We start from the raw sequence: 11,726 nt of genomic DNA on the forward strand, positions 1-11,726 counted from the left end.
TCCTCGGTCAGCTCACAGCGCGTCCTCCTGGGCCCGCCGCCGGACCTCGGTCTTGGCCCCGGCGTGCAGGGAGGCGACCGGGCTGCCCCCGGGCAGGGTGTCGTCCGGACGGTGCAGCCACTCGACGATCTCCTCGTCGCTCATCCCCCCGTCTGCCAGGACGGTGATCGTCCCCCGCAGCGGAGGAAGAGGCCCGTCCTCGCCGAGGAAGCCGGCGGGGACCATGACCGCGTTGTTGGGCCCCCGCCGCAGGCCGATCAGCTCACGGTCCTGCAGCCAGCGCCGCACGGTGAGGAGGGGAGCGCCGGTCCGCTCCATGATCTCGGGGACGCTCAGCCAGCCGTCGCTCGGAATTACATCGATGCCATTTACCACATCTTCTAGTCAATCACATGGAGCGACACACCGGCAGAGTGGTGCGGCCGTCCAAACCCTAGTACTGTCCCTCGTGCCTCACCAGTTCCTGGACTTCCCCTGAGTCCCGGATCCCCCTTGGGGCACCGGTCGTCCCGTCCGTACTCTCCTGCCCCGGAGGTTCCTTCTGTGAGCCCGCTCTTCGCCGCCATGCCTCCTGCCGACCTGCCGAGCATGGCCTACGTCCCCACCTCCCTGCACACCTCCGAGCTGGTGACGGCGAAGTCCACCACCTACACGGTGCGCTCCGGTGACACGGTCTACGGCATCGCGGCCCGGCACGGGGTCAGCCCCGAGGCGGTCGTGCGGGCCAACGGGCTCAGCCAGGGCGGGCGGTGGATCCTGCCCGGGGCCACGCTGGTCATCCCCGGCAGCGGCAGCAGCAGCAGCGCGGTCCCCGCCCCGGCACCGACGAGGAGCACGCCGACCCCCTCCGGCACCGCGCCGACCCGCGCCGCCTCCGGCACCGTGACGGTCCGCTCGGGCGACACCCTCTCCCAGCTCGCCCTGCGCCACGGCACCAGCGTCAGCGCGCTGGTCTCGGCGAACAGCATCACCAACTCCCGGCTCATCTACCCCGGCCAGGTGCTGACCATCCCGGGGTCCTCGACCCCGAAGTCCTCCCCGTCGGCCCCGGCGCAGCGTCCGACGCCCACCGCACCGCGCACGCAGGCCCCCTCGACCACGGGCGGCACGGTCACCGTGCGCGCGGGCGACACCCTCTGGGGCATCGCCCACCGGCACGGGACCACCGCCTCCGCTCTCGCCGGTGCCAACGGCATCTCCACCTCCGCCTTCATCCACCCCGGGCAGTCGCTGCGCCTGCCGGGCAGCACCGCCGGGGCTCCCGGTCGGAGCGCCACCCCCGCCCCGGCGCCCTCCGCGCCGGCCGGCAGCACGCCGACCCGCGCCTACGACGAGTCCACCGTGGGCGACTACAAGAAGGGCGAGAAGGTCGAGGACACCTTCCTGCACTACCGCTACAGCGACGGCATCGCCCGGGCGGCCGCCGCCAACCGCGACTACCTCGCCGGGGTCGACGTGCCCTCCGCCAGCCAGATGAAGGCGCTCATCGTGGAGACCAGCCGCCGCCACGGCGTCGACCCCACGCTCATGGTGGCGCTGTCCTACCAGGAGTCGGGCTGGAACCAGCGGGCCGTCTCCCCCGCCAACGCCATCGGCGCCATGCAGGTCATCCCCAGCTCCGGCGAGTGGGCCAGCTCCCTGATCGGCCGCGAGCTGAACCTGCTCGACCCCGAGGACAACGTCGAGGCCGGGGTCGTCATCATGCGCACCCTGCTGCGCTCGGCGGACTCCCGCGAGCACGCGATCGGCGGCTACTACCAGGGGCTGGCCAGCGTGCGCCAGCACGGCCTCTTCCCCGACACCCAGCAGTACGTGCGCAACATCACCGCCCTCATGCGCACCGTCTGAGGCGCACGCACCGCAGCACTGCAGCACCCGCGCGGGAACCCCGGCGCGAGCCTCCGCGGCGCCCCGGCCTCCCACGGTCGGGGCACCGCGCTCCGTACAGTGGCGGGGTGAGCGCGTCCACCGACAACGACCACGCCCTCGGGCGGGTCGTCGACGGCCGCTACCGGGTCGAGGACGTGCTGGCCCACGGCGGCATGGCCACGGTCTACCGCGCCCGGGACCTGCGCCTGGACCGGCCGGTCGCCCTCAAGGTCATGCGCGCCGACCTGGCCGCCGACGAGCAGTTCGTCGGGCGGTTCGTCCAGGAGGCGCGCACCGCCGCCCGGCTCTCCCACCCCCACGTCGTCCCGGTCTACGACCAGGGCGAGGACGACGGCCTCGTCTTCCTGGCGATGGAGCTGGTCGAGGGCGCCACCCTGCGCGACGTCATCGCCGACCGGGCGCCGCTGTCCCCCCGTGCCGCGCTGCGCCTGCTCGAGCCGGTCGTGGAGGCCCTCGCCGCCGCGCACGCGGCCGGCCTGGTGCACCGGGACGTCAAGCCCGAGAACGTCCTCCTCGGCCGGGGCGCCCACGGCGGCGCCGTCAAGGTCGCCGACTTCGGCCTGGCCCGCCTCGACGTCGCCGACGCGCACACCACCGAGGTGCTCTGGGGCACCGCCGCCTACCTGGCCCCCGAGCAGGTCGAGCAGGGCCGCGCCGACCCCCGCACCGACGTGTATGCCGTGGGCCTGCTCCTCTTCGAGCTGCTCACCGGCCGCAAGGCCTTCCCCGGCCAGGACCCGCTGCGGGTGGCCTACGAGCACGTCCACGTCGGCGTCCCCCACCTGCGCGACCTGGTGCCCACGGTCCCGGCCGGCGTCGAGGAGCTGGTCCTGCGGTCCTCGGCGACCGAGCCGGGCGACCGCCCCCCGGACGCCTCCTGGCTGCTGACCGAGCTGCGCTCCCTGCGCCGCTCGCTCACCGACGAGGAGCTGGACGCCGTGCCGGTTCCTCCGCCTCCTGCGGGCGACGCGACGGTGCCGGTGGCCGTCGACCGGCACGGCGCCCACGGCCGGGCCTCCGGCCGCACCCCCGCCGGTCCGGACGACGCGGACCAGACCCAGGTCATGGGCCTGCAGCCGCGCGAGACGACCCGGCAGATCCCGACCGGAGGAGACCGCCGAGGCGGGTCCGCCGCGGCGCCCGCCGAGGGCCACTACGCCCGCACCACCGGCAACCGCACGGGCCGTAGGACCGCCTCGCCCGCCCCGACCGGGCCGCCGGCCCCTCCCGCCCGGGAACGCCGGGACGCGGGAGCGACGGCATACCCCCTGCTGGCCGGGGCGCCCCGGCGCGCCGCCGCGGAGGAGCCGCGGCCTGGGTGCTCGCGCTGCTGCTCGTGGTGCTGGGGGCGGGCGGGGCGTACGGCTTCTGGTACCTCACCGAGGGTCCGGCCGTGCACTCGGCGATGCCGACCGTGGTGGGCCTGAGCGAGGAGCAGGCGCGGACGGCGCTGGACGCCGAGCAGCTGGACCCCGTCGTCGAGCTCGACTTCTCCGAGGACGTGCCCGCCGGGACGGTCGTCTCCGCCGACGCCGCCCCGGGCGCCGAGCTGCGGCACGGCACCGACGTGCGCCTCGTCGTCTCCCAGGGCCCGGAGCGGTATGCCGTGCCGCGCCTGGCGGGGCTGACCGTGGACGAGGCGACGCGGGCCCTGGAGGAGGCCAGCCTGCAGCTCGGCGCGCGGACGGGCCGGTTCGACGAGACGGCGCCCGCGGGGACGGTCCTGGAGACCGACCCGGACGTCGGCACCCAGCAGCCGCCCGGGACCGCCGTGGCGGTCGTGGTCTCCGACGGACCTGCCCCCGTCGACGTGCCGGACGTCACCGGACGGACCGAGCAGCAGGCGCGGGACGCGCTGACCGGCGCCGGGCTCGTGGTCGAGGTCTCCGACGAGCGCGTCTTCGACGACGAGGTGCCGGACGGCGCGGTGGTCCGCCAGTCGCCCGGCCCTGGAGCGGTGGAGCGCGGCTCGACCGTGCGGCTGACGCTCTCGCAGGGACCCGAGCTGGTCGAGGTGCCCGACGTCGTGGGCCGGCAGTTCTCCTCCGCCGAGGCCGAGCTCACCGAGCTGGGGCTGACGGTGGTCCGCGAGGACGTGCGCGGCGGGTTCTTCGGCACGGTCCGGGAGCAGTCCGTCGACCCGGGCACGGAGGTGGCCCCGGGGACGGAGGTCGTGCTCGCCGTCGTGTGAGCCCTACCCCTGGTGGGCCCAGCGCTCCTCGAGGTCGACCCGGCCCCGGGGGTGCCAGCCCCGGGCCTCCCAGTAGCCCTGCTGCTCGGTGTGGTGGTAGCTGATCTCGGCGATCCACTTGGGGCCCTTGAACCCGTACAGGTGCGGCAGGACGACCCGGGCGGGCCAGCCGTGCTCGCGGGTCAGCGGCTCCCCGTCGACGTGCGTGGCCAGCAGGGCGTCGGGGGCGAGCAGGTCCTCCAGGAGGACCGCGGAGGAGTAGCCGCGGGCGGCGGCAAGGACGACGTGCACGGCCCCGTCCTCGGGCGGGGCGAGCCGGACGATGTCGGCCAGGCGCACCCCTGCCCAGCGCAGGCCGGGGACGCTGTGCCGGTCCACGCAGTGCAGGGGGGCGTGGACCTCGACCCGCTCCAGCCGGTCCAGCATCGCGCGGTCCACGACCGTCTGCCCGCCGTCGGCCGTGGCTCCCCGGACGGTGAGCCGCCAGCGCTCCCCGTCGACCTGCGGGACCTTGCCGTAGTGCGAGGCCTGCCAGCGCCCGGTGGCCCGCTGACCGGGGGGCAGGGCCTGGGCGTCCCCCGGTCCGTGGTCCCCCCGCGTGGTCACGTCGCTCCGCTCAGGCCGGAGCCCGGCGCAGCAGCCCGTCGAGGACGTCCACGGCCGCGTCGGTCATCGGGTCGTCCACGTCCAGGTGCCACACGTAGCGGGCCTGGCGCGGACCGGTGGGGTAGCCCAGCACCCCGGCCCCGGCCGCGGCGGCGACGAACGCCGGGCCGCCCCAGCTGGCCGCCCCGACGTCCAGGACGAGGATGTTGGTCTCGACCGCGGCCGGGTCGACGGTTCCGGCGGCGGCCTGCGCCAGCGCCTCGGCGGCCCGGTTGGTGCGGGCGTGGTCCTCGGCCAGCCGCTCGACGTGGTGGTCCAGGGCGTGCAGCCCGGCGGCCGCGAGCAGGCCGACCTGGCGCATGCCGCCCCCGAGACGCTTGCGCCATACCCGCGCCTCCTGGATCCGCGCGGCGTCCGCGGCCAGGACCGAGCCGACCGGCGCCCCGAGCCCCTTGCTCAGGCACACCGAGACCGTGTCGGCGCACGCGCCGTAGTCGGCCAGCGGGGTGTCGGTGGCCACGGAGGCGTTCCACAGCCGGGCGCCGTCGAGGTGGACCCCGACGCCGACCTCGGCCGTGGCCTCGCGCAGACGGCGCATGTCCGCCAGCGGCTGGACGGTGCCGCCGCCGAAGTTGTGCGTGTTCTCCACCACGACGCAGGCGGTGCTCACCTGGTAGGCACCCCCGTCGGGGACCATGACCGCGAGCGCGGTGTCCACGTCGAGCAGCCCGCGGTCGGCGACCCAGCTGCGGGTGGTGATGCCCGAGAACGCCGCGGCGGCGCCGAGCTCGGCCCGCAGGACGTGCGCCAGGTGGTCGGTGATCACCTCCTGGCCGGGGCCGGCGTGCAGCCGCAGCCCGACCTGGTTGGCCATCGAGCCGGTGGGCATGAACAGCGCCGCCTCGTGGCCGAGGAGCTCGGCGACCCGCTCCTCCAGCCGGGCGACGGTCGGGTCCTCGCCGTAGACGTCGTCGCCGACCTCGGCGTCGACCATCGCGGCCCGCATGGCGGGCGTCGGCCGGGTCAGGGTGTCCGAGCGCAGGTCGGCGACGACGGCTCCGGGCCGCGAGCTCATCTAGTGGACGCCCCGCTCGAGCATCTCGGCGACGACGAAGGCCAGCTCCAGGCTCTGCTGGTGGTTCAGCCGCGGGTCGCACAGGGTCTCGTAGCGCAGGCCCAGGTCGTCCAGGTCGACCGGGTTGACCCCGCCGACGCACTCGGTGACGTCGTTGCCGGTCAGCTCGACGTGGATGCCGCCGGGGTGGGTGCCGGCCTCGGCGTGCGCGGCGAAGAAGCCGCGGACCTCCTCCACGACGTCCTCGAAGCGACGGGTCTTGTGCCCGCTGGGCGAGGTGAAGGTGTTGCCGTGCATCGGGTCGCAGACCCAGCTGACCCGGGAGGCCTCCTCGCCGAGGGAGGTGAGCAGGGCGGGCAGCACGTCGCGGATGCGCCCGGCACCCATCCGGGTGATGAAGGTCAGCCGCCCGGGCGTGCGCTCGGGGTCGACCTTGTCCATGAGGGCCAGCACGGTGTCGCGGTCGGCCGTGGGGCCGAGCTTGATCCCGACCGGGTTCTGCACCCGGGAGACGAAGTCGATGTGCGCGCCGTCCAGGTCCCGGGTGCGCTCGCCGACCCAGACGAAGTGGCTGGCGGTGTCGTAGAGCAGCCCGGTGCGGTGGTCGCGGCGCACCATCGGCCGCTCGTAGTCCAGCACCAGCGCCTCGTGCGCGGAGAAGAACTCCACCCGGCGCATCTCCTCGGCGTCGGCCACCCCGGAGGCCTCCAGGAAGCGCACGGCCCGGTCGATCTGGTTGGCCATCTGCTCGTAGCGCTTCTGCGCCGGGCCCTGGATGAAACCCTTGTTCCAGGCGTGCACGCTGCGCAGGTCGGCGAACCCGCCGCTGGTGAAGCCGCGCACGAGGTTCAGCGTCGCCGAGCTGGCGTGGTAGGCCCGCAGCAGCCGGTCGGGGTCGTGCCGGCGCGACCCGGGGGTGAACTCGAAGCCGTTGACCATGTCGCCCCGGTAGGCCGGCAGGGTCACCCCGCCGCGGGTCTCGGTGTCCTGGCTGCGCGGCTTGGCGAACTGCCCGGCCATCCGGCCGACCTTGACGATGGGCGTCCCGGCGCCGTAGGTCAGCACGACGGCCATCTGCAGGATGGTCTTGATCCGGTCGCGGATGTTGGGACCGGTGACGTCGGCCAGGGTCTCGGCGCAGTCGCCGCCCTGCAGGGTGAAGGCCTTCCCGGCGGCGACGGCGGCCATCCGCTCCCGCAGCAGGTCGGCCTCGCCGGCGAAGACGAGCGGCGGATAGGTCCCGAGCACCGAGAGGACCTGCGCGAGCTCGGCGGGGTCCCAGCTGGGCTGCTGCTTCGCCGGAAGGTCTGGCCAGTCGATGGCGGTCCCGGGGACGGGGACGACGCCGGTCGTGTCGGTGCTCACCCGCACCATGGTAGGAGACGAACGACGGTGGGTATGACGTGGCGTCAGGCGGGCGGGGGCGCGGCGGGGCCGCGGTCCTCGGGCCCGGACGCCTCCGGGGGCGCGCCACCCTCCGGCCGCGCGCGTCGGGTGGCCAGCCCCTCGCGGGCCTTGTCCGCCGCCTCGGTGAGGCCGGCGCGCGCCCGCTCCCGGGCGTGCTCGATGTTCTCCCGGGCCTGCTCCAGACCCTCGCGGGCCTGCTCGATCCCACCCCGGGCGCGGGCTGCCAGGCGTCCCTTGACGCTGGCCGCGTACTCGTCGACGTAGTCCTGACCCGAGAGCCGCTGCAGCTCGCGCATGACGTCGTCGGTGATCTCGCGCAGCGCCTGGTGGTTCTCGACCTGGCCGGCGTACTGGGGGTAGTGCATCGGGCGGCCGATCCGCACGCCGACCTGCACGACGTTGGGGATGCGCTGACCGGTCGGCTGGGCCTTGTCGGTGTCGATCATCGCGCAGGGGACGATCGGCACGTCGGCGGCGACGGCGAGGCGGGCCATGCCGGTCTTGCCCCGGTAGAGGCGCCCGTCCGGTGACCGGGTCCCCTCGGGGTAGATGCCGAACAGCCCACCCTGGCGCAGGACCTCCAGGCCCTTCTCCAGCGCCACCATCGAGGCCTGGCCGCCGGAACGGTCGATCGGGATCTGGCCGGCCGCCGTGAAGAACTGCTTGGTCAGCCAGCCCTTGACGCCCGGTCCGGTGAAGTACTCCTCCTTGGCCGGGAAGGTGACCCGCCGGTCGACCATGAGCGGCAGGAAGATCGAGTCGGAGAAGGAGAGGTGGTTGCTGGCCAGGATCGCTCCCCCGCTGGCGGGGACGTGCTCCCTGCCCTCGACCCAGGGGCGGAAGACGACCCGCACCGCCGGGCCGACGACGATGTGCTTGAGGATCCAGTAGAACACGGTGCTCTTCTCCTGCCGACGGTCAGCGGACGCACTCTACCGTTGTCAGGTCACCGTGCGAGGATGGCCGCGTGCAGCCGACCGCCAGGAGGCGCCCGTGACCGACCGCGGCCACCCGCCCGAGCCCGAACGGCCCGACGACGTCGACCGCCGCTTCCGCGAGATCGTCGCCGGGCTGGGGACGGACCTGCCCGCGGGGCCGGGCAGGCCCGAGGGGCCGCGCAGGCCCGGGCCGTCGGGCGCGGGCGGCCGCTTCGGACCCGCCGACGGGGTCAACCCTCCCCTGCCGGGACCGCCCCCGGCGGGACCGCCCCCGGCGGGTCGCCCCGCGCAGGACCGACCGCAGGGGCCTCCGCCGGCCGGCCGTCCCCGGCACCCCGGTCCGGCCGAGGCCGGCGGCCCGCCCGAGGGGATGGCCACCGACTTCCGGTCCTACTCCCCGCCCGAGGAGGAGGACCACTTCGTCCCGCCGCCCACGCCGCCCCTGCCGGCCGGCGACCTGCACTTCTGGGCGATCCTCGTGGGCCTCGTCGGCGGCCCCCTGCTCGTCCTGCTCTCCGCGGTCCTGCCGGTCCTGGACCCGGGGTGGACCGGGCTCGGCGCGGCCCTGACCGTCGCCGGGTTCGTGCTCCTGGTGCTGCGTCAGCCCCGGCAGCGCCACCACCGGGACGACTGGGGCGCCCAGGTCTGAGCGCGGCCCCGTCGGGCCGGGGCCTGGACTGTCACGTCCCTGCCCGGGCCCGGCCCGGACCCCGACGCGGGCTCAGAACTCCAGGTCCACCCAGACGGGCAGGTGGTCGGTGGCCTCGGCGAGCGCCATACCCTCCAGCAGCGCCGGGTCGCCCGGCGTCACGGCCCGGTGCCCCCGGGCGAAGATCGCGTCGATGCGGCGGTGCGGCCGCTGCGCCGGGTACGTCGGCCGGTCGTCGCTGACCTCGGTCAGCGCGCCGGCCAGCACCCCCCAGGCCGGGCCGGAGCCCTCCTCGTTGAGGTCGCCGCCCACGACGAGCGGGCCGTCGCCCAGCTCCGGGGAGGCCGCGAGCTCGGCGAGCACGGTGCGGACGTGGTCGACCCGCTGCTCCTCCTTGAGCGAGAGGTGCACCGAGACCACGGTCACGGGGGCCAGCCCGACCGCCTCCACGCGGGCGACGGTGTAGCTGCGCGGGTTCTCGCGCAGGCCCACCGGCAGACGGCGGTCCTGGGAGTCGGTGGAGCGGATCCGCAGACCGGTCATCAGGCTCGTCCCGCTGAGCAGCCGGGTCCTCCCCGACCACAGCAGCCCGGTGCGCCGCGCCAGCGCCGTGATCGCGTAGTCCGACCCGGGGTAGCGCGGCACCTCCTGCAGCAGCAGCACGTCGGGGTCGACGGCCCGGACGACGGCGGCCGCCGCGGTCGCGTCGTCCTTGAGTCCCCGCAGGTTGTAGCTGGCCACGCGCAGGCCGGTGCGCTCGGTGTTCTCGGGCATGCGCCCCATTCTCCGGTATGCGGCCGCACGCCTCCGCGCCCACCCTCCCCGGAGCCGGACCCCGGCGACGTCCCGACGTCCCCCGGCTCGGGGGAGCACGGCCCGGGGTCGGCCCGGGGCCGGCTCAGGGTCGGCTCAGAAGACGGGCTCGGTGGGCCCGAGCGAGGTGCGGGCCAGGTCGGCGGCCCCGACCAGGCCGGCACCCACCCCCAGGGCGGCGGCCCGCACGGGCGGCACCGGGCGGTGGCCGCGGCCGACCAGGTGGCGGGCGAGGGCCTCGCGTGCCGGACCCAGCAGCAGCTCCCCCGCCTCGCTCGCCCCACCCCCGACGACCACCGCCGCGGGGTCCAGCGCGGCGACGAGGTTGGCCAGGCCGATGCCCAGCCAGCGGCCCACCTCGGTGAGCAGCTCGCCGGCGACCCGGTCCCCGGCGGCGGCGGCCGCCGTCACGTCCTCGCCCTGGAGCCGGTCGACGTCGCCCCCGCTCCGGTGCAGCAGCGCGCCGAGGTCGGGAGCACCGGCCGCGACCAGGTCCACGGCCTCGCGGCGCAGCACCGAACCGGAGGCGTACTGCTCCCAGCACCCCCTGTTGCCGCACTCGCAGGGGCGGCCGCCCGGCACCAGGACCATGTGGCCGAACTCCCCCGCCAGGCCGTGCCGCCCCCGGTCGAGCCGGCCGTCCCGGACGACGGCCCCGCCGATCCCGGTCCCCAGGGTGACCACCAGCAGCGGGCTCTCGCCCCGCCCGGCCCCGAAACGGTGCTCGGCCCAGGCGGCCGCGTTGGCGTCGTTGTCGACCACGACCGGGCGGGCCAGCCGGGACCGCAGCCGCTCCTGGAGCGGCTCGTCGCGCCAGGACAGGTGCGGGGCGAAGACGACCCGTCCCTCGCCGGCGGAGACGAACCCGGCGGCACCGACCCCGACCGCGGTCACGCCGCGGTCGGAGGCGACCGGCAGGGCGATCAGCTCCTCGACCGCGGCGACGACGGCGTCCTCGACCACCCGGGCGGCGGTCGTCCGGTCGGGGGTGTCGTGCCGGACCTGCTCGACCACCCGCCCCTGCGGGTCGACGAGACCGGCCTTGATCCGGGTGCCGCCGACGTCGACCCCGACGGCCAGGGAGCCGCCGGTCACGCCCGCCGGGCGGCCAGGTCGGCCGCGCCGATCATGCCCGCGCTGTTGCCCAGCTCGGCCAGGGCCATCGGGATGAGCGTGCGGTGCCCGCGACCGGTGAGGTGCCGGGCGAAGGCGTTGCGGGCGGGCTCCAGGACCAGGTCGCCGGCAGCGCTGACGCCGCCGCCGATCACGATGAGGGCCGGGTCGAGGACGGCGGCGAGGCTGGCGGCGCCCTCACCGGTCCAGCGGCCGATGTCCTCGAGCAGCTCGGTGGCCGCCGGGTCGCCCTCCAGCGCCACCTCGGTCACCATCTGGCCGGTCAGCGTCGCCGGGTCGCCCCCGCACCGGTCCGAGAGGGTGCCCGCGTGGGGCGAGCCGCCGGCCACCAGCGCGCGGGCCTCGCGCACCAGGGCACTGCCGGAGGCGTAGACCTCGAAGCACCCCTTGTTGCCGCACCCGCAGCGGTGACCGTCGGGCACCACCCGCATGTGGCCCACCTCGGCCCCCATGCCGTGCGCCCCCCGCATGAGCACCGAGTCCACGATGATGCCCCCGCCCACCCCCGTGCCCAGCGTGAGCAGGACCGTGTCGTCCACGTCCCGGGCCGCGCCGAAGCGGAACTCGCCCCACGCCGCGGCGTTGGCGTCGTTCTCGATGACGACCGGCAGTCCGACCAGCTCCTCCAGGCGGGCCTTCAGCGGCTCGTCGCGCCAGGCCAGGTTGGGCGCGAAGACCACCGTCTCCCCCGCCTTGTCGATGAACCCGGCGCACGCCGCCCCCAGCGCCGAGACCCGGTTCCCGTCGGCGGCGACGGCGCGCTGCAGCTCCTCGGTGACGTCGGCGACCGCCCGCGCGATGAGGTCCGGGTCCTGCGCCGGGGTCTCCCGGCGCGCCCGGTGCAGCACCCGCCCGTCCTGGTCCACCGCGCTGGCGGCGATCTTGGTCCCGCCGATGTCCACTCCGACGCAGATGCCCACTCCCGGTCCTCTCCCTCTTCTCGCTCCGGCCGCGCTCGGGGAGCGCCGGCGCACCTCGCGCCTCCTGCCCGGCAGCCTATGCCGTGGTGCCGGGTGGCGCCCG

General features: G+C 75.7%; 12 protein-coding genes. 4 read left to right on the top strand and 8 right to left on the bottom strand.

Annotated elements, in window-relative coordinates:
- Positions 1-12: 12 nt before the first annotated feature.
- Positions 13-375, bottom strand: coding sequence for an Rv2175c family DNA-binding protein (locus tag ACWHYA_RS16160; RefSeq protein ID WP_425940575.1), 363 nt, complete (start codon positions 373-375; stop codon positions 13-15).
- Between the two features lie 168 nt (positions 376-543).
- Between ACWHYA_RS16160 and ACWHYA_RS16165 the strand changes: the two genes are divergently transcribed.
- The 3 genes from ACWHYA_RS16165 (at position 544) to ACWHYA_RS16175 (ending at position 4,081) form a co-directional block, all read left to right on the top strand.
- The gene (locus ACWHYA_RS16165; protein WP_425940573.1) at positions 544-1,848 is read left to right on the top strand and encodes a lytic transglycosylase domain-containing protein; all 1,305 of its coding nucleotides are present in this window, start codon (positions 544-546) and stop codon (positions 1,846-1,848) included.
- Between the two features lie 107 nt (positions 1,849-1,955).
- Positions 1,956-3,317: a protein kinase domain-containing protein gene (locus tag ACWHYA_RS16170; RefSeq protein WP_448095610.1), complete on the top strand. Its 1,362-nt coding sequence runs from the start codon at positions 1,956-1,958 to the stop codon at positions 3,315-3,317.
- Positions 3,209-4,081, top strand: coding sequence for a PASTA domain-containing protein (locus tag ACWHYA_RS16175; protein ID WP_448095611.1), 873 nt, complete (start codon positions 3,209-3,211; stop codon positions 4,079-4,081). Before ACWHYA_RS16170 ends, ACWHYA_RS16175 begins: the two co-directional genes overlap by 109 nt.
- 3 nt (positions 4,082-4,084) lie before the next feature.
- On the opposite strand, the gene ACWHYA_RS16180 is transcribed toward ACWHYA_RS16175, so the two are convergent.
- The 4 genes from ACWHYA_RS16180 to ACWHYA_RS16195 are packed head-to-tail and all read right to left on the bottom strand — an operon-like array spanning position 4,085 to position 8,065.
- Positions 4,085-4,687 (bottom strand): molybdopterin-dependent oxidoreductase, encoded by a 603-nt coding sequence (locus ACWHYA_RS16180; protein WP_425940569.1) that lies wholly within the window; start codon positions 4,685-4,687, stop codon positions 4,085-4,087.
- A gap of 10 nt (positions 4,688-4,697) precedes the next feature.
- A complete protein-coding gene (locus ACWHYA_RS16185; protein WP_425940567.1) occupies positions 4,698-5,762 on the bottom strand; it encodes a threonine aldolase family protein in 1,065 nt (354 codons plus the stop codon).
- Complete coding sequence (locus ACWHYA_RS16190) at positions 5,763-7,136, bottom strand: class II 3-deoxy-7-phosphoheptulonate synthase (protein WP_425940565.1); 1,374 nt, start codon at positions 7,134-7,136, stop codon at positions 5,763-5,765.
- Between the two features lie 35 nt (positions 7,137-7,171).
- A complete protein-coding gene (locus ACWHYA_RS16195) occupies positions 7,172-8,065 on the bottom strand; it encodes a 1-acyl-sn-glycerol-3-phosphate acyltransferase (RefSeq protein WP_425940563.1) in 894 nt (297 codons plus the stop codon).
- A gap of 97 nt (positions 8,066-8,162) precedes the next feature.
- Between ACWHYA_RS16195 and ACWHYA_RS16200 the strand changes: the two genes are divergently transcribed.
- The gene (locus ACWHYA_RS16200) at positions 8,163-8,756 is read left to right on the top strand and encodes a hypothetical protein (RefSeq protein WP_425940562.1); all 594 of its coding nucleotides are present in this window, start codon (positions 8,163-8,165) and stop codon (positions 8,754-8,756) included.
- A gap of 72 nt (positions 8,757-8,828) precedes the next feature.
- Here ACWHYA_RS16200 and ACWHYA_RS16205 read toward each other — a convergent pair whose 3' ends face one another.
- The 3 genes from ACWHYA_RS16205 to ACWHYA_RS16215 all read right to left on the bottom strand — a co-directional run bounded on the left by ACWHYA_RS16205 (position 8,829) and on the right by ACWHYA_RS16215 (position 11,623).
- A complete protein-coding gene (locus ACWHYA_RS16205; protein ID WP_425940560.1) occupies positions 8,829-9,530 on the bottom strand; it encodes an endonuclease/exonuclease/phosphatase family protein in 702 nt (233 codons plus the stop codon).
- Between the two features lie 135 nt (positions 9,531-9,665).
- Positions 9,666-10,664: an ROK family glucokinase gene (locus ACWHYA_RS16210; protein WP_425940558.1), complete on the bottom strand. Its 999-nt coding sequence runs from the start codon at positions 10,662-10,664 to the stop codon at positions 9,666-9,668.
- Positions 10,661-11,623, bottom strand: coding sequence for an ROK family glucokinase (locus ACWHYA_RS16215; protein WP_425940554.1), 963 nt, complete (start codon positions 11,621-11,623; stop codon positions 10,661-10,663). Before ACWHYA_RS16215 ends, ACWHYA_RS16210 begins: the two co-directional genes overlap by 4 nt.
- Positions 11,624-11,726 lie beyond the last annotated feature (103 nt).

Source organism: Ornithinimicrobium carbonis, assembly GCF_977012275.1.